12 protein-coding genes and 1 other annotated feature are annotated in these 18,154 nt (G+C 45.7%); of the genes, 4 read left to right on the top strand and 8 right to left on the bottom strand.

The window, feature by feature from the left end:
- Positions 1-28: 28 nt before the first annotated feature.
- The 4 genes from thrC to thrL all read right to left on the bottom strand — a co-directional run bounded on the left by thrC (position 29) and on the right by thrL (position 4,905).
- A complete protein-coding gene (gene thrC, locus AACQ75_RS02600; RefSeq protein ID WP_170889437.1) occupies positions 29-1,312 on the bottom strand; it encodes a threonine synthase in 1,284 nt (427 codons plus the stop codon).
- On the bottom strand, positions 1,309-2,265 hold the full coding sequence (gene thrB / locus AACQ75_RS02595; RefSeq protein WP_170889458.1) for a homoserine kinase: 957 nt from the start codon (positions 2,263-2,265) through the stop codon (positions 1,309-1,311). The genes thrC and thrB overlap by 4 nt, the downstream gene beginning before the upstream one ends.
- Before the next feature lie 18 nt (positions 2,266-2,283).
- Positions 2,284-4,743: a bifunctional aspartate kinase/homoserine dehydrogenase I gene (thrA, locus tag AACQ75_RS02590; RefSeq protein ID WP_026027387.1), complete on the bottom strand. Its 2,460-nt coding sequence runs from the start codon at positions 4,741-4,743 to the stop codon at positions 2,284-2,286.
- 29 nt (positions 4,744-4,772) lie between these two features.
- Positions 4,773-4,890: a sequence feature (Thr leader region), on the bottom strand.
- On the bottom strand, positions 4,828-4,905 hold the full coding sequence (thrL, locus tag AACQ75_RS02585; RefSeq protein ID WP_100208354.1) for a thr operon leader peptide: 78 nt from the start codon (positions 4,903-4,905) through the stop codon (positions 4,828-4,830). (Overlaps the previous feature by 63 nt.)
- Before the next feature lie 237 nt (positions 4,906-5,142).
- On the opposite strand from thrL, the gene AACQ75_RS02580 reads away from it, so the two are divergent.
- Positions 5,143-5,646 (top strand): hypothetical protein, encoded by a 504-nt coding sequence (locus AACQ75_RS02580; RefSeq protein WP_017047473.1) that lies wholly within the window; start codon positions 5,143-5,145, stop codon positions 5,644-5,646.
- On the opposite strand, the gene AACQ75_RS02575 is transcribed toward AACQ75_RS02580, so the two are convergent.
- The gene (locus AACQ75_RS02575) at positions 5,643-6,128 is read right to left on the bottom strand and encodes a putative 4-hydroxy-4-methyl-2-oxoglutarate aldolase (protein ID WP_010318275.1); all 486 of its coding nucleotides are present in this window, start codon (positions 6,126-6,128) and stop codon (positions 5,643-5,645) included. The two genes, AACQ75_RS02580 and AACQ75_RS02575, sit on opposite strands and share 4 nt — an antisense overlap.
- A 697-nt stretch (positions 6,129-6,825) precedes the next feature.
- On the opposite strand from AACQ75_RS02575, the gene arcA reads away from it, so the two are divergent.
- Positions 6,826-7,542 carry a two-component system response regulator ArcA gene (arcA, locus tag AACQ75_RS02570; protein ID WP_013856108.1) on the top strand — a complete coding sequence of 239 codons (717 nt, stop codon included), beginning with the start codon at positions 6,826-6,828 and terminating at the stop codon, positions 7,540-7,542.
- Between the two features lie 92 nt (positions 7,543-7,634).
- Here the strand turns inward: arcA and AACQ75_RS02565 are convergent, their stop codons facing one another.
- The 3 genes from AACQ75_RS02565 to AACQ75_RS02555 form a co-directional block, all read right to left on the bottom strand.
- Positions 7,635-8,081: a hypothetical protein gene (locus AACQ75_RS02565; protein ID WP_013856107.1), complete on the bottom strand. Its 447-nt coding sequence runs from the start codon at positions 8,079-8,081 to the stop codon at positions 7,635-7,637.
- Between the two features lie 4 nt (positions 8,082-8,085).
- Entirely contained in the window at positions 8,086-10,425 is a 2,340-nt protein-coding gene (gene arcB, locus AACQ75_RS02560) for an aerobic respiration two-component sensor histidine kinase ArcB (RefSeq protein ID WP_170889436.1), read from the bottom strand.
- A gap of 99 nt (positions 10,426-10,524) precedes the next feature.
- Positions 10,525-11,460, bottom strand: a complete 936-nt coding sequence (locus tag AACQ75_RS02555) for a TIGR01212 family radical SAM protein (RefSeq protein ID WP_170889435.1) — start codon at positions 11,458-11,460, stop codon at positions 10,525-10,527.
- Positions 11,461-11,998: 538 nt separating this feature from the next.
- Here AACQ75_RS02555 and gltB point away from each other — a divergent pair.
- Both gltB and AACQ75_RS02545 read left to right on the top strand, forming a co-directional pair.
- Positions 11,999-16,546 (top strand): glutamate synthase large subunit, encoded by a 4,548-nt coding sequence (gene gltB, locus AACQ75_RS02550; RefSeq protein WP_170889434.1) that lies wholly within the window; start codon positions 11,999-12,001, stop codon positions 16,544-16,546.
- The gene (locus tag AACQ75_RS02545) at positions 16,547-18,016 is read left to right on the top strand and encodes a glutamate synthase subunit beta (protein ID WP_094165092.1); all 1,470 of its coding nucleotides are present in this window, start codon (positions 16,547-16,549) and stop codon (positions 18,014-18,016) included.
- Positions 18,017-18,154 lie beyond the last annotated feature (138 nt).

The raw sequence follows: 18,154 nt of genomic DNA, 5'->3' as shown, positions 1-18,154 counted from the left end.
ACTTCAATAAGATGAAATCAGGATCTCTTTAAGGCTGAACGCGTCTTAACACCGTTTTTAGAGCGTCAAAATCATAGTCTAACTCTTCAGAAAGCAACGTCATCACTGCATGTTTTGCAAGAGGAGCTGGTAATTCAATGTCAGTGCCTAGCACATCGTCAACGACTTCTTTAAATTTGGCAGGGTGCGCAGTACACAAAAATAGCCCCGTTTCTCCCGCTTGTAACTGCTCATCCAAAACTCGATACGCAATGGCACCATGCGGTTCACACAAATAACCTTGCGCGTAAAGTTCACGAACTGAATCCGCACTTTGTGCATCAGATACCGCACCTTTACCTAAGGTATCTAGCCCCCAGCCCTTTAAGCGACAAAGCTCTTCGATGCGCGGCCAGTTGTTCGGCTGACTCACATCCATCGCATTCGATGTGGTCGCGACAGTGGGTTTTGGATCCCATTGACCCGTTTCTAAGTAACGAGGAACGGTATCATTGGCATTGGTTGCCGCGATAAAACGCTTGATTGGTAAGCCCAATGCTTTTGCCAACAGACCAGCGGTTAGGTTGCCAAAGTTGCCACTCGGTACGGAGATGACTAAGTTTTCACGCTGCGCTTTGCTTAATTGTGATGCGGCCTCAAAGTAGTAGCAAATTTGTGCCATTAAACGACTGATATTGATTGAATTTGCAGAGTTTAAACCGATCTCTTGGCGAAGCTTGGCGTCATCAAAAGCCTGCTTAACTAACGCTTGGCAAGCATCAAAGTCACCATTTATCGCGACAGTGTGAATATTGTTGCCCAGAGTGCAGAAGAGTTTTTCCTGTAACGGGCTGATCTTACCTTTAGGGTAAAGTATCACGACCTTGATGTCGGGCATTCCATAAAAGGCATGAGCCACCGCAGCGCCAGTATCACCAGAAGTCGCGGTTAAAATGGTGATCTGTCCACCATTTGAAACGGCGGCCAGTGACTGCGCCATAAAGCGACCACCAAAATCTTTAAATGCCAGCGTTGGACCGTGGAAAAGCTCTAGAGCATAAATGCCGCCTTTCACTTGCTTAATCGGTGCTGGAAACTGAAAAGCCGCATCAACCATCGCATTCACTTGCTCTGCTGGTAATTCATCACCAATCAAGGCGCTGAGAATTTTTGTACTACGAGAGATAAAATCTTCGGCTAGTAACGCGTCAATATCTTCAAACTGAGGCAACTCTGCTGGGAAAAACAGCCCTTGATTGCGTCCTAATCCTTGGCGTACGGCTTGGCCAAAAGAGACTTGTTCATCATTTTCTTTTATGTTGTAAAGCTTCATAGAGCACTTCCTGTAACGGTCGAGCCATTTTTGTCTAAGCGACAAATATGGACGAATCCTTCTTCATTTTGTACATAATGTTGTTCAAGCCAACGAGCAACTCGCTCGGCAACCTCTTTTTCTTTGCAAATACTGAACAGTGTTGGGCCACTGCCGGAAATGCCAGTGGTGAGCGCTCCGGCTGATGCAGCGTATTTACGCGCATCCGAAAAGCCGGGCAGAAGTTTCTCACGATACGGTTCAGCAATCACGTCTTTGATCAGTTTAGCCGCTAGCTCAGGCTGACCTGAGTGACAAGCATGAATGAAACCTGCGAGATGACGACCATGCGCAATGATGTCCTGTCGACGATATTGTGAAGGTAAGATCGCTCGCGCTTCGGCTGTGGAAACTTTAATCCCAGGATACGCCATCACCCAATACCAATCGTCAAAACAAGGCACTTCTTGGCTGATGATACCTAGCTCTTCAAGCATCAATTGCACGCCGCCTAAGTAGCAGGGGGCAACGTTATCATAATGTATACCGCCTGAAATTTTACCTTCCATTTCGCCCATCAGCGCTAAAAGCTCAGTCTGATTAAGTGGGTTACCGTGAAACTGGTTCAATGCATCTAAAGCTGCAACAATTGAACAAGCACTGGAACCTAAGCCTGAACCAATCGGCATATTTTTTTCTAACGTCATTTGCAACGGCTTTACTGCAATGCTCTTTTTTTCAAGCTCTCTGGTAAAAACAAGCCAGCAATCGTAAACAATATTCTGCTTTGGATCTTCTGGCAGTTTGTCGACAAAGCGACCTGCTGTTTCGAGTACAAAAGGTTCGCTGCCCGCTTTAACTTCAACACGATCCCCCAATAAACTGCCATCAATTGGCGACACAGCCGCCCCTAAAACATCAAACCCAACGCTCACATTACCAATTGAAGCTGGGGCATACACCACCACACTCATGTCACTTGAACTCATCAATTAAACCCCTAACTTCCAACCTAAGGTGCGCATCACATCAGAGAACACCCCTGCTGCTGTTACTTCTGTACCCGCCCCATAACCACGCAACACCAATGGAATCGGTTGATAATAACGGCTATAAAACGCCAGTGCATTCTCACCATCTTTGACTTTAAACATTGGGTCATTTTCATCGACCACTGCAATTTTTACCTTGCATTGACCTTCTGATATTTCACCAACATAACGTAATACCTTACCTTCGGCGGCAGCCTTAGTGGATAGCTCTTGGAAATAAGCATCAGCCTGCGGCAAGCGCGCCATAAACTCTTCAACTGTACCCGAAATATCGAAACCCGGCGGCAAAGCAAGATCGACTTTTACATCATCCAGTTCTAAAGGCATTCCCGCCTCACGAGCTAAAATTAACAGCTTGCGAGCCACATCCATTCCCGACAGATCATCACGAGGATCAGGCTCAGTAAAACCTTTGTCTTTAGCTAGCTGCGTAGCTTGACTAAGAGTCATACCTTCATCCAGTTTGCCGAAAATAAACGAAAGAGAGCCAGATAAAATACCGCTGAATTTTTCCAACTCATCACCAGCGGCAATGAGATTTTGCAAGTTTTCAATCACAGGTAAACCAGCACCAACCGTCGTTTCGTACATCAATTTACGGCGCGAGTTGCGCGCCACTTCACGCAGCTGGTGATAGTAGGCCATGCTTGCGGTATTGGCTTTTTTATTAGGCGTCACAACATGAAAACCCGCAGCCAGAAATTCGGCGTACTGGTTAGCAATCACTTCACTGGAAGTACAATCAACTAAGACAGGGTTAATGATATGGTTACGCTGCACTAGAGAGATAAGCCTTGCGAGGCTAAATTCTTCACTCGCGCTATGCATTCGATCACGCCAATGCTCCAGCGGCAAGCCTTCGCTATCCAGTAATAGTGCCTTACTATTCGCAAGGCCACACACTCGAATCACAATTCCTTTATCGGCTAGTTTGGCTTGCTGACGATGAATTTGGTCAACTAATTCGCCTCCGACACCGCCGACACCGACCACAAACACATCCAAGAAATGCTTAGAATTGAAAAGATTTTCATGACAAGCCTTGATCGCTTCTGAAATTTTATCTTCTGGAATCACCGCCGAAATAGCTCGCTCGGAAGAGCCTTGTGCAATGGCAACAATATTGACGTGAACTTCAGCCAGCGATGAGAAAAATTGAGAAGCCACTCCGCGCGAAGTGCGCATGCCGTCACCAACCAGAGTGACAATCGCAACGTCATCCATAAACTCGACAGGCTCAAGTAGGCCATCTTTTAATTCCAGTTCAAACGCTTCCGATAATGCTCTTTTGGCAAGGGCTTTATCTTGCGCCTCAATACAGAAACTGATGCTGTATTCTGAAGAGGATTGTGTAATCAGCACAATAGAAACGCCTGCGGCAGACATCGCGCCAAACACACGGCTAGCCATGCCGACCATTCCTTTCATGCCAGGGCCGGAGACGTTGACCATAGTCAAATTATTGAGTGTAGTAATACCTTTGATAGCCAGCTTATCTTCACCAGTATCTTGACCAATCAGCGTGCCTGCGCCTTGAGGATTAAAACTGTTTTTGATAAGACACGGAATATGAAATTGTGCAATCGGTGCAATGGTTTTGGGATGTAACACTGACGCGCCAAAATACGAAAGCTCCATCGCTTCTTGGTAGCTGAGTGATTTTAATAAACGAGCATCCGCAACCAAACGTGGGTCACAGTTATAAACGCCATCGACATCGGTCCAAATCTCACAACAATCTGCACGTAAACATGCCGCAAGCACAGCCGCAGAATAATCCGAGCCATTACGGCCTAGACAGACCAATTCACCCTTTTCATTACCAGCCGTGAAACCCGGCATAATGTTAACATGCGCTTGCGGAAGTGGATTTTGCTTGAAATTTTGCGTGGAGATCTCAACATCAACCATTGCCTCAAGGTACTCACCTTTAGCAAAAAGATATTGTACTGGGTCAATCAATGCAGCCGCTTGTCCTTTTGCTTCAAGTACCGCTTTCATCAGTTGGATAGAGACTCGCTCACCTTTACTGATAATGCGCGCATTGACGTTGTCTGGGCACATACCGAGTAAATTAATGCCGTGTACAAATTGACGCAACTGAGACAGTGACGTTTTTACTTGATTGTCAAAAGCGGCCGAATCCACATTAGGCAATTGTGCTTTGATGCCAGCGAGTAGATCGAAAAATGAGAATTCAAGTTCCGCTATTTGGCGTTCTGCTTCGCCATTACGCAAAGCACTCTCAATAACTGCCACTAATTTATTGGTGGTTTTTCCCGGTGCAGAGAGCACAACGGCGACTTCTTCTTGCTGTACATTGTTAACGATGATATCTGCCGCCCTTAAAAAACGATCAGCATCGGCTAACGATGAACCTCCAAACTTTAATACTCGCATCCCTTCCTCCAAAACAGTTCAAATTGGTATAAAAAAAGGCCTGTATCTGGTGGGATACAGGCCTTTTTTGTAAAAACTTTTCGCTCAGCGGCCCGCCCCAACATGTGTCATGTCGGTAATAATAATGGTGGTTGTCATTACTACTAGGCTGCGCTGTAACATAGAAAAATTTAAATACTCGTGTGTTTAATTGCCTTTACGTTTACCTTACTTCGTCATCATTAGTCAACGAAAATCTGCTATTTTTTATAGTCATTCCGAATTAATCAAATTAAAAAACACAAATAAGATACTTATTGCACATTAAGTGCAACCATTTTGCACATAAGCAAATAACAAAATGCTATATACATAACGCTGTCATCGTGTGAAATTTGTGCTTTAATTGTTGTTACCGCAGTGGACGCAGTAACTCAAAACAATAATAAGGAGAGGCAGATGAAACTAAAAGTCGCACTATGTTTATTTCTGCTTGTCTCTTTATCTAGCATGGCCAATACCTTACCTGCACTTCCTTCTTCACAGAGCCAATCTCCACATCGCTTATTTCTTTCAAGCGAAAGTGATGGTCAACAATTTGATAGTTGGACTATTGATGGCGGTTATTCTTATAACCTTTTTGACAATTTAGATCTGTACATTGGAGCGAGGATAAATAATTCCGACTACGGATCCGAAAGTGGTTTTTTAAGTGGCCTTAGCTACCAGCTAACCCCAAAATTATCACTAAAAAGCACCTTACGGTCAGCCGCCAGTAATCCGAATGATACGAGCAGTGCCGATGCTATGGCGGCGGAGCTATCTAGCCGACTTCAACTGTCAGAAAACGTTGATTTACATGCCACCCTTGATTATCAAGAGTGGCAACAAGGCGTTCAATTTGGGGTGGGTTTCAGATTCTAGTGCCAGTCTAGCGCTTGAGTTGACGTTAAAACACCATTCCAATCGGCATAAACATAGTCACCCGGCTGAATCATCTGGTTGAGGATAGTCAGCGTCACATTAATTTCGCCTGCACCTCTCTTATCGGTCTTAAGTGGACAACTCGCTAACGCTTTCACACCTAAATCCATTTGCGATAACGCAGCAACATCGCGTATCGCTCCATAAATGATGACCCCTTCCCAACCGTTTTCAATCGCCATGATCGCCAGTTGGTCACCCAATAAGGCTCTTTGACACGAACCGTTACCATCGACGACTAAAACTTTACCTTTACCATTTTGGCTTAATACGTCACGAACTTTAGAGTTATCGTGATAGCAACGCACGGTGACAATTTGCCCCCAAAAAGCACTCCTTAAACCAAAAGTTTGCAAAGGCAAATCCAATATATTGATTTGCGATTCAAATTTATCGCAAATATCTGGTGTGATATCTATCATCCTTCTTCCTTGATTATTGTTTATTATTTTCATCTGACACATTAGACGCGCTGTAAAACCACAGCTCAATGAACCATAATGCCAGATACTTTACTCACCTATTCATACAAACGATGCAAAGAAAAACCCGCTGAGAATGAGCATAACTTGGCGGCCAACTGCATTTAAAAGACTGAATATTCATATTGGTGACATCCATAATAGTGCGATATCCCCCGCTGTAAACGTTGATTTTTTACGCAATTCCCATTTTTTGACAAGTATCGAGTTAACAAGTTCTTTGCTGGTAAATTTCCATGTGAGGTAAAGCCCATTGCGCCTAATGCTAGCATCCCCAGCGAAAATCCCCAAAAAGCATGCTATTTGCATGGGTAATGTGGTGTAAATTTACAACTGCTTAAGACGATTAATATTTGTTACATTAGAACTCTTGATGTAAATCAACAAAGTGATTGGAATTAACATTCTGCCGTTGTTAGCATGCTGTTAACATTATAGAATCCGCCTTAAAGACTAGTAGAACACCGAGGGTATGGAGACCTCAATGCAAGATATGCCTAAGGACGGCGGGCAACTGAAGTAAGTGTTTTTTTCAAAACTTTAGTTTATTATCGGCAGCAGATTACCTGTATGTTGCAATTTTTTGCCTACAATTAATTCTATTAGCACAATTTTTTCACAAGTTTAGGTACCGCCAATGCAAACCCCGCAGATTCTTATCGTTGAAGATGAGCAAGTAACTCGTAACACTCTTAAGAGTATTTTTGAAGCAGAGGGATACGCTGTTTTTGAGGCCAGTAACGGTGAAGAGATGCACCATGTGCTGTCTGATAACCCCATTAACTTGGTCATTATGGACATCAATTTACCAGGTAAAAACGGCCTTCTGTTAGCTCGTGAGCTTCGTGAACAGGCTAATGTTGCACTGATGTTTTTGACTGGTCGTGATAATGAAGTTGATAAAATCCTCGGTTTAGAGATCGGGGCTGATGACTACATCACCAAACCATTTAACCCACGTGAACTGACGATTCGTGCTCGTAATCTTCTAGGTCGTTCAATGAATACCAATACGACTCAAGAAGAGAAACGCAGTGTGGAAAAATATGAGTTCAACGGTTGGGTATTGGATATCAATAGCCGCTCTTTAGTGAATCCGGATGGTGAAGGCTACAAGCTTCCTCGCTCAGAATTCCGCGCTTTACTGCACTTCTGTGAGAACCCAGGAAAAATCCAAACTCGCGCAGATTTGCTTAAAAAGATGACTGGCCGTGAATTGAAACCACACGACAGAACAGTAGATGTGACGATTCGTCGTATCCGTAAACACTTTGAATCAGTCTCAGGTACGCCAGAGATCATCGCCACAATTCATGGCGAAGGCTACCGCTTCTGTGGTGATCTAGAAGACTAAACGTCTACCCCCAGATAGTTAGAAGCCCTTTAACCTCAGGTTAAAGGGCTTTTTTCATGGCTGACTACTGCGCGTGGAGCCGTTCTATAAATCTAATAGACTTTGTCGATGAAGACGCTCTTTTCGATAAGCCACTGCGCTGTTGTACCATCGCTCAATTGCAAAGCTACATTAACGGGCTTATCCACATTAAGCTGCATCGGCCATTCAAACACAACTTCCCATTGATCTTCACTTTGAGTCCGTAAATCTAACGATTCACTGCCCACCAGCCAATTTTTATCCCTTTGCTGGACCATCAACGCGTCAATCGTTAAATTGGCAGGTAATATTGCCGACGAATCCAATCTTAATGTCCCATGCACAAGAGGTATTTCGCTCTCATTAGCTGTAGGCATTTGATTGATCCAAAGGTTACTTTTCAACCCAATGGTGATATTTGATATCACGGCACTGCTGTCCTGCAGCCAATTCACTTGCGGTGAACTACAGCCAGATAGTAGCGCCATGACTAATGAAGCCAACCCGATTTTTTTCATACCATTACCTTTGAGTTAACCATTGTTTCAAGACTTGAATATCGTGTTGATACCCATTTTTAATTTCATCTATCCAGTCACCAATATTTTCCCACCAAGCAGGTAGCTCTGGTGACTGTGCCTTTTGTGCAACGTTTTGGATGTGTTTCAAACCAATTGAACCCGCAGCACCCTTGATTTTGTGTGCTTCTGAAACAATGCCTGCTTGATCTTTTGCTACCATATTGGAGTCTAGCACTTCAACGTAACTGGGCATCATCTGCTCGAACATTTGGATACTTTCCAGCACAGGTTTCGGGCCAACAATATCGATATAAGACTCAAGCATTTCAAGATCGAGCAAATGCGTGTTCAACTCACTGTGTTCTTCTGAGGCAGCCTTAACCTTAGCGTCGGCAAGTTGAATCGCCTCACTATGGGTGAATTTTGCAATCACCTCTTGAATCGCCAGTACTGACAATGGTTTACTGATCGCGTCATCCATCCCTTTCTCTAGATATTCAGCTTTATTTTTCAATACGTTGGCGGTCAATGCGACTAATGGCGGAAGGTTATCATAAGTTTCTCGGTAAAACGCAGCGACATCAAACCCGGTCATGTCTGGCAGTTGAATGTCGAGGAAAACCAGATCGTACTCTTGCGGCACAAATTTTTGTTTGGCTTCTTCACCTGTCATAGCGACGGTAACCGTGTGTCCTAAACTTTCTAGCAAAGAACGAGCAACTGTAATATTGAGCTCAATATCTTCAACCATAAAAATGGCTAAACTTTTTTGAGGAACGGGTAACGTTGGTTTGAATTGGGCATCTTGTGCCAAAGGCACACGAATTGAAACGGTGAAGGTGCTACCAAAACCTTCTTCACTGCTCACAGAAATATCACCATCCATTAAGTTGATTAACTGGCGAGATACCGCTAAGCCAATCCCCGTGCCAACAGCATGCAAATTGTCCTTACCCGATTTAACTTGGTAATACATGGCGAAGATTTTATCGAGTTCAGCCTCTGGTATACCAATGCCTGTGTCTTCAACTTCCATGGTAATGTGCGCAAACTTATCCTCAATGTCAGCGCAGACCGTCATGACGACGCCACCTTCTTTGGTAAATTTCATCGCATTACTTATCAGGTTCCACAATACCTGACGCAGGCGCGTAGCATCCACTTCAATCGCAACAGGTAAATCACTGAGCCGTTCGAGATCAAACCTAAGCCCTTTTTGCTCTGCCATCAACGCCGAGATGCTTTCAATTTCAGCAACAAATTCTTCAAAATTCAACGGCGCTGGCAGTAGTTCTAGTTTCCGGCGGTCAAACTTATCCATATCAATGATATCGTTGAAGATATTACCTAACGTAATGGCACTGACATTAATGGTCTGCATGTACTTACGCTGTTCTGGGGTCATGGGGCTATCGAGCAACATGCGGCTCAAACCAACGATACCGTTGAGTGGTGTGCGCAATTCGTGGCTGATGGTCGAAATAAAGGTGGTTTTATCCCGGCTCGCTTTTTCCAAAGACTCTTGATTGCGTTTACGTTCGGTAATGTCTCGCCCAAAGCCCACCAACCCTAAGTGGCGGCCATCTTTGCTATAAAAAGGGACTTTACGCAGTTCAAAATAGTTTTTGCGGCCATCAGGGTATTCAAGCCACTGCTCATAAGTGATGGCTTGATTGTCAGCAAACACTTTTTCGTCAGTTTCAACGATCTGTTGCGCGACTTCTTTGCTATAGACATCCCACGGAGTTAACCCAACCAACTGATGCTCACGCTTGCCCGTTAGCTCTTCCATCGCTCGGTTGCAGCCAGAAAAAACGCCGTTCGCATTACGGTAGTAAATCAGATCAGGAGAGGCATCGATAAAAGAGCGCAATAAGGCGGTTCTTTCTGCCAATTCAAGCTGCGTTTTTTCGCGTTGATAGACCTCATTTTCTAAATCGGCCATCGCCTCTTCACGCGCTTCCTCTGCCTTAATTCGCTCTACAATTTCTTGGTTGAGTTTTTCGATATTTTGCTGAAGCTTATAATTGAGCTCTTGATCGCGTGAGCGCATGTCTTTGAGCTTAGAAACCAACTTCGAGAGGCGTTGACGTGACTCTTCTAACTGATCGACCACAACAGAAAGGAAATAGACAGCCCAAGGCGTGATCAATAAACCAAAAAAGACAGAACGAACAATATCGATATCATCAACGTAACCATTGAGCACCAACGTGATACCAACTTGCACCACCACTGCCAAGGCCACTAAAGCGAGCGCAAGAAGAATGGAGAAACGGAGAATGCCCAGTTTGACCAATAGGTCGACATAGTACTGGGCAAGGTTTTTCATGGGTTTCATTAAACACTTCCATGTAATAACAGTGCCACTAGTCTAACGCGTTTAACGTCGATTCGTCAGCCAAGTTAATCACAAGGATTTGCGAAATTGCCTGAATCTTTAGCTGTTTGGAAGCGTATAGACAAACGGTCGACTTAAGCGTGAGCCTTGCGCGCCACCTTGATTAAGTGCTCGGCCTATTTCGGTCATTGCAAGCCAACGATTTTCACACCACAGTGGCGCAAGCAGTGTCGGCCGCCGAGCGGCTGACGAGACTCGGTGATAAATGATCTCAGGCGGTGTCATTTGAATCAATTCACTCGCAATAGCAACATACTCTTCTAACGTTGGCGCTTGTAATTTTCCTGCTCGCCACGCTTTGGCCATCGTACTGCCTTCAACAATATGCAACCCATGTAACTTGATACCATCAGTGCCTACCGTTAAGACTTGCTTTAAGGTTTGAAGATTATCGGTACGCGTTTCTTTAGGTAGCCCCACAATGAGATGCGTGCATACTTTGATCCCCAAGGCTCGAGCGCGCTCAGTGATCAACGCATAACATTCAAAATCATGACCACGGTTGATCCGTTTGAGTGTTTGATTATTGGCGGTTTGCAAACCCAGTTCGAGCCAAATTTCAAAACCTTGTCGCACATAATCGGCCAATAAATCGAGCACAGCATCGGGTACACAATCAGGCCGAGTGCCGACGCATAACCCAACAATGTCAGCCGATTGAAGCGCTTGCTGATACATATTTTTCAACACCTGCACTTCCGCATAGGTACTGGTATAAGCTTGAAAATAGGCTAGATATTTTTTGGCACGTTTGATTTCACCAGCGCGTTCTGCCAATTGCTGCTCAATACTTTGGGCTTGTGTTTCTTCATCAGCAAAAGAAGCGACATTACAGAAGGTGCAACCACCTCGCCCAATCGTGCCATCTCGATTCGGACAGCTAAAACCACCATGCAGGGTCAGCTTGTGAACTTTTTCGCCATAACGGCGCTGTAGATCTTGGCCGATCGTGTTAACCAGTTGATGTAATTGCATTGAAGAAATACCGCTTATAGATAGTAATGAATCTCAGTTAGATTTATGTAACTAAATTACATCCCTGCAAAATAAATTCACAAAGAGTAGCCGTATCAAACACTCTCCAACCTAACAAAAATCAATAAACATTCATAAAAACAGCGTTATTTGCTTAATGTTGCACCAATGTTAAACGGCACATGCATTTTTAACGAAAAAAATGGGCGACTAAAATGAGTTTTCGTTGGAATTCCTATAAACAAAATTGTAGGATACTTACACATCCACCCTATTTTTTGTGATATTCCTTACATAAATAGTTGTGGAAAAATCGGTGATATTCGCCCCCCTCCTATACAAACCACTAGCAAGTGGCATAAATAAATTGAATATCACTAAGGAATGTTTTTCTCGCCATATTTTTCCGGCGAGAGACGGAAAGGATTCGAACCCGCCAACACAGGCAGGTTTAGATTGATAACAATTAAAGGACAAGTCGCATCGCTAAGTATGCCTTAGCACACGTGCGTCTAAATTGAACTGGAAGGATGTATCTATGGTAGATAGAGAGCAGGATTCACGAGGTCTATATACTCCTGAATTGGAGCATGACGCTTGTGGTATCGGTTTTGTTGCCCACCTGAAAAACCGTAAGTCTCACCAAGTTGTGACTCAAGCTTTAGACATGCTTGCTCGTATGGAACACCGTGGTGGCCAAGGCTGTGACCCATGTTCTGGTGATGGCGCAGGTATCTTATTACAAAAACCCCATGAGTTTTTACTTGAAGAGACCGTTAAACTTGGCTTAAAACTGCCTTCGTTTGAAAAGTACGGCGTCGGCGTGGTGCTGTTTCCAAGAGATGAGCACAAACGCGCCCAGTGTCGTGATATTTTAGAACGCAACGCCAAGAGACTCGATTTAGAAGTACTGGGTTATCGAGTTTTGCCAACCGATAACTCCATGATTGGCGCAGACCCACTTAGCACTGAGCCTCAATTTGAGCACGTTTTCATCTCCGGTGGCCCAAGTACCACCCCCGCAGAATTAGAGCGTAAATTGTACGTTCTGCGTAATTACACCGTTCGAGTCTGCTTAGAAAGTGTGTCCAACATTGGTGATGATTTTTACATCAACTCTATGTCTTACAAAACCTTGGTGTATAAAGGTCAGCTCACCACAGAACAAGTACCACAGTACTTCCTTGATCTACAAAATCCGACCATGGTGACCGCGCTGGCACTGGTGCATTCTCGTTTTTCGACCAATACATTCCCTAAATGGCGCTTAGCTCAGCCTTTCCGTTACATTGCGCACAACGGTGAAATCAACACAGTTCGCGGCAATTTAAACTGGATGAAAGCGCGCGAAGCGATCCTCGAATCAGATTTGTTTACACAAGCTGAAATCGACATGCTGCTGCCAATTTGCCAAGAAGGCAGTTCAGATTCCGCCAACTTCGATATGGCATTAGAGTTATTGGTTCTGTCTGGCCGCAGCCTGCCACACGCCCTGATGATGATGATCCCTGAAGCGTGGCAAGAAAATAAAAATATGGATCCAACCCGCCGCGCATTTTACCAATACCATGCTAACGTCATGGAACCGTGGGATGGCCCAGCATCAGTATGTTTTACTGATGGTGTACAAGTTGGCGCAACACTGGACCGTAACGGCCTGCGCCCATCACGTTATACCGTGACTAAAGATGATTTTCTGATCATGGCTTCAGAATCTGGCGTGGTTGAAATTGCACCAGAGAACGTGGAATACCGTGGCCGTTTACAGCCCGGACGTATCTTTGTCGCGGATTTAGAGCAAGGACGCATCATTTCTGATGAGGAAGTGAAAGACAGCATTGCGAATGCGCAGCCCTACGCCAAATGGGTTGAAGAGAACCTCCTCAGCTTGAAAAAACTGCCTGAAGCGAGCAACCAGTACAGCCAACCTGCTCCTGAGCGTCTAATGTCCCGCCAACAATCGTTTGGCGTCAGCTCAGAAGAGGTGAATGAAATCATTCTTCCTTTGGCAAAAACCGGTTATGAACCGCTTTCGGCTATGGGTGCAGACTGGCCTCTAGCAGTGCTTTCGCATCAATCACAGCATCTCTCCAACTACTTTAAGCAACTGTTTGCTCAGGTCACCAACCCACCGATCGACCCGATCCGTGAAAGAATGGTGATGTCGCTCAATACTTACCTCGGTAAAGATCAGAACTTACTGACAGAGACCCCCCTGCACTGCTTAAAAGTCGAATTGGAATCTCCGGTTCTTTCCAACTCTGAGCTTGAGAAACTGCGCGCTATTGATAACGAACATCTGCAAGCGAAAACCTTAGATATCGTATTTCAAGCCAGTGAAGATCAAGGCAAATTGGAACGCGCGCTGAAACGCATTTGCCAATATGCAGAAGATGCGGTTATCGATGGTTACTCGATTATTTTATTGACTGACCGCGCGGTAAACTCAAACCATGCGGCGATCCCTGCAATGCTCGCTGTCGGTGCAGTTCATCACCACCTGATCCGCAAAGGCTTACGAGCTAAATGTGACATAGTGGTAGAAACCGGCGACGCGCGTGAAACGCACCACTTTGCGACATTGATTGGCTATGGCGCAAATGCGGTTAACCCGTATTTAGTCATTGAAACCATTATCGATTTACAACGAGTCAAAAAACTCGACCCGACCATTGCAGCGAAAGATCTGTTTGACAATTACCGCAAAGGCATCAACGGCGGGCTGCTGAAGATCTTCTCCAAAATGGGCATCTCCACATTGCAGTCTTACCACGGTGCGCAAATTTTTGAAGCGTTGGGCATCAGCAAATCAGTGGTAGATAAGTACTTTACTGGCACTGTATCGCGCATCCAAGGTTTGACCATTGATGACATCGCAAAAGAGGTGTTAGTTCGCCATCGCGTGGGCTACCCGACTCGCGAAGTTCCAGTGCAAGTGTTGGATGTGGGCGGCGTTTATCAGTGGAAACAGCGTGGCGAAAAACACCTGTTTAACCCAGAGACGATTTCGTTGCTGCAACAATCAACACGCAACAAAGATTATGTGCAGTTCAAGCAATACGCGAAAGCGGTAGATGACCAAGGCGACAACGCTGCCACGCTGCGTAGCCAGCTTGATTTTGTTAAAAATCCAGCCAGTTCGATTCCCATTGAGGAAGTGGAACCGATTGAACGTATTTTAAAACGCTTCGCAACCGGTGCCATGTCGTTTGGTTCCATCTCCTACGAAGCGCACTCAACGTTAGCCGTGGCGATGAACCGTATTGGCGCGAAATCCAACTCGGGTGAAGGCGGTGAAGATCCAGCACGCTTTGAACGCAAAGAAAATGGCGATTGGGAACGCTCTGCAATTAAACAGGTCGCTTCTGGTCGTTTTGGCGTGACCTCCTACTACCTCACCAATGCCGATGAACTACAGATCAAAATGGCTCAAGGCGCGAAACCAGGTGAAGGTGGGCAACTGCCGGGTGATAAAGTCGATGATTGGATCGGCGCGACACGCCACTCGACTCCGGGAGTCGGTCTTATTTCACCACCACCACATCACGATATCTATTCGATCGAAGATTTGGCGCAGCTGATCTTTGATTTGAAAAACGCGAACCGTACCGGCCGCGTCAACGTGAAATTAGTTTCCGAAGCCGGGGTTGGTACTATCGCCTCCGGTGTGGCTAAAGCCAAAGCGGATGTGGTATTAATTGCTGGCTATGATGGCGGCACGGGTGCATCACCGATGTCTTCGATTCGTCACACAGGCTTACCTTGGGAGCTCGGCCTTGCTGAAACGCACCAAACCTTGCTTAAAAATGGCCTGCGTAATCGCATTGTCGTGCAAAGTGACGGTCAGATGAAAACACCACGTGACCTTGCAATGGCGACATTGTTAGGCGCGGAAGAGTGGGGAATTGCCACCGCTGCGCTAGTGGTTGAAGGGTGTATCATGATGCGTAAGTGTCATAAAAACACCTGCCCAGTAGGGATTGCGACACAAAACAAAACCTTGCGTGAGCGCTTTGATGGCCGCGTAGACGATGTCGTCACCTTCTTCCAATACATGGCGCAAGGCTTACGTGAAATCATGGCTGAACTGGGTTTCCGTACTATCGATGAAATGGTTGGCCAATCGCATAAACTGAAAGTGCGTGACAACATCAACCACTGGAAATACAAAAACCTCGATTTGTCACCAGTGTTGTACATTCAAGAGCCTCGTGCAGAAGATGGTGTTTATTGCCAAACCAAACAAAATCATCATCTAGAAAACGTGCTAGATCGTCAGCTAATTCAAGTAGCCAACCCCGCGCTTGAGAAAGGCGAAGCGGTTAACGCAGTCTTCCCTATCGTCAACACTGACCGTAGCACGGGTACTATGCTGTCGAACGAAATATCGAAGGTATACAAAGACCAAGGTCTACCTCAGCCAATGAAAGTTAAATTCAACGGCTCCGCAGGACAATCATTCGGTGCATTCCTTGCTAAAGGTGTAACGTTTGAAGTAGAAGGTGATGCCAACGATTATTGGGGCAAAGGTTTATCTGGCGGTACCTTAGTGCTCTCCCCTGACACGCGCTCAACCATCATTGCGCAAGATAATATCGTGGTGGGTAACGTCTGTTTCTATGGCGCAACTTCTGGTGAATCCTATATTCGCGGCCTTGCTGGAGAACGTTTCTGCGTGCGTAACTCAGGAGCCAAAGTGGTCGTAGAAGGTATCGGCGATCACGGCTGTGAATACATGACAGGTGGCGTCGCAGTGATCCTAGGTTCGACAGGACGTAACTTTGCGGCTGGTATGAGTGGCGGTGTAGCCTACGTGTGGAATCGACATGGAGACTTCGAAACTAAGCTTAACGCTGAATTGGTTGATCTCGACCCACTGCAACAAGAAGATACCGATCTGCTACGTGAGATGCTCAACAAGCATGTTCAGTTCACAGGAAGTGAAGTGGCTCAGTTATTCCTTGATAATTTTGAAGCAAACCTCACACAAATGGTGAAAGTGATGCCGCGTGACTACAAAGCGGTTCTTCAAAAACGCAAGGCTGCAGCTGCGCAAGTACAAACGGAAGAAGTGGAGGCCGTATAAATGGGTAAGCCTACTGGATTTTTAGAACATGGCCGCGAGCTGCCAAAAAAGCTCGATCCAACGGTTCGCATTCAAAACAACCAAGAGTTTGTCCTCAACGAAGAGTTTGGTAGCAAAATTAATACTCAAGCGTCTCGTTGCATGGACTGCGGAGTACCGTTTTGCCATAACGGTTGCCCTATCGGTAACATTATTCCTGAATTTAACGATGCCGTTTATCGTGATAGCTGGGAAGAAGCTTGGAAGATCTTAAGCTCAACCAATAACTTCCCCGAGTTTACTGGTCGCGTGTGCCCTGCACCTTGCGAAAGTTCGTGCGTACTCGGGATCAACCAAGATCCCATTACCATCTGTAATATCGAAAAAACCATCGTGGAAACGGCTTATCGCGAAGGCTATGCCAAAGCGAAAAAGCCGCGTTCTCGTACTGGAAAAACCATCGCTATCATTGGCTCTGGCCCGGCGGGTTTGGCCGCAGCTGAGCAGCTGAACAGCGCGGGTCACTCAGTTACTGTGTTTGAACGTGATGAAAAAGTCGGCGGCCTGCTGCGTTTTGGCATTCCGGATTTCAAACTGGGTATGGACGTTATTGATCGCAAAATCAATTTGATGGCAGAATCGGGCGTCAAGTTTGAAGTAAACGCACATATCGGTGTTGATATCAACGCACAGCAACTGCGCCAAGAGTTTGATGTCATCTTGCTTACTGGTGGCTCTACCGTGCCTCGTAACCTGCCGATTCCGGGGCGCGAGTTAAAAGGGGTTCATTTTGCGATGGAGTTTCTGGCACAAAATAACCGCCGCGCGAATAACATGGATCTTAAAACTGACGAGATCCACGCTAAGGGCAAACATGTGGTGGTGATTGGTGGTGGTGATACTGGTTCTGACTGTGTCGGAACCTCAAACCGACACGGCGCCGCAAGCATCACGCAAGTTGAAATCATGCCGATCCCAGCCAATAAACGCCCAGCCAACATGCCTTGGCCGCAATATCCAATGATTTTGCGCACCTCAACCTCCCACGAAGAGGGCTGCGAACGTCATTGGAATATTCTAACCAAAGAGTTCCTCGGCAACGAGCAAGGTCAAGTCACGGGGCTACGTGTTGCTGATATCGTTTGGCAAGATGCAAAACCGGGTGAGCGCCCGAACTTTGATGAAGTCGCGGGCAGTGAACGTATTATTGCGTGTGATATGGCTTTCCTTGCTATGGGCTTTTTACATCCAGAACCACATGGTGTACTTGCTCAACTTGATATCAAGTTAGATGAGCGTGGCAATGTGGCAACACAAGGTTTTGCGACCAACCAAAAAGGTGTTTTCGCTGCAGGTGATATGCGCACAGGACAATCGTTAGTCGTACGTTGTATCAATGAAGGGCGCGAGTGCGCACGAGAGATCGACGCTTACTTGATGGGCAACACCAACTTAGAAGCGAAAGCCGACTCATTGATGCTTTCAGCCTAGTGCCTCGCGCTCTTTTCGCTGGTTCAAGGTGATCCAGAGCGCTAAGCAGCGATGATTTCTTCCAACGTTCTACTTTTTGGCCAGCATTTAATGCTGGCCTTTTTTATGGCTAATTCTTATTCCATGAGATTACCCACG

It is taken from the genome of Vibrio sp. B1-2 (assembly GCF_963888445.1).
GTDB lineage: Bacteria > Pseudomonadota > Gammaproteobacteria > Enterobacterales > Vibrionaceae > Vibrio > Vibrio anguillarum.
This window is presented reverse-complemented; position numbering and strand designations above follow the sequence as displayed.

Excerpts from the sequence above, each read along its gene's own strand:
- thrC (WP_170889437.1), bottom strand. The coding sequence starts at position 1,312 with ATGAAGCTTTACAACATAAAAGAAAATGATGAACAAGTCTCTTTTGGC.
- thrB (WP_170889458.1), bottom strand. The coding sequence starts at position 2,265 with ATGAGTGTGGTGGTGTATGCCCCAGCTTCAATTGGTAATGTGAGCGTT.
- thrA (WP_026027387.1), bottom strand. The coding sequence starts at position 4,743 with ATGCGAGTATTAAAGTTTGGAGGTTCATCGTTAGCCGATGCTGATCGT.
- thrL (WP_100208354.1), bottom strand. The coding sequence starts at position 4,905 with ATGTTACAGCGCAGCCTAGTAGTAATGACAACCACCATTATTATTACC.
- AACQ75_RS02575 (WP_010318275.1), bottom strand. The coding sequence starts at position 6,128 with ATGATAGATATCACACCAGATATTTGCGATAAATTTGAATCGCAAATC.
- arcA (WP_013856108.1), top strand. The coding sequence starts at position 6,826 with ATGCAAACCCCGCAGATTCTTATCGTTGAAGATGAGCAAGTAACTCGT.
- AACQ75_RS02565 (WP_013856107.1), bottom strand. The coding sequence starts at position 8,081 with ATGAAAAAAATCGGGTTGGCTTCATTAGTCATGGCGCTACTATCTGGC.
- arcB (WP_170889436.1), bottom strand. The coding sequence starts at position 10,425 with ATGAAACCCATGAAAAACCTTGCCCAGTACTATGTCGACCTATTGGTC.
- AACQ75_RS02555 (WP_170889435.1), bottom strand. The coding sequence starts at position 11,460 with ATGCAATTACATCAACTGGTTAACACGATCGGCCAAGATCTACAGCGC.
- gltB (WP_170889434.1), top strand. The coding sequence starts at position 11,999 with ATGGTAGATAGAGAGCAGGATTCACGAGGTCTATATACTCCTGAATTG.
- AACQ75_RS02545 (WP_094165092.1), top strand. The coding sequence starts at position 16,547 with ATGGGTAAGCCTACTGGATTTTTAGAACATGGCCGCGAGCTGCCAAAA.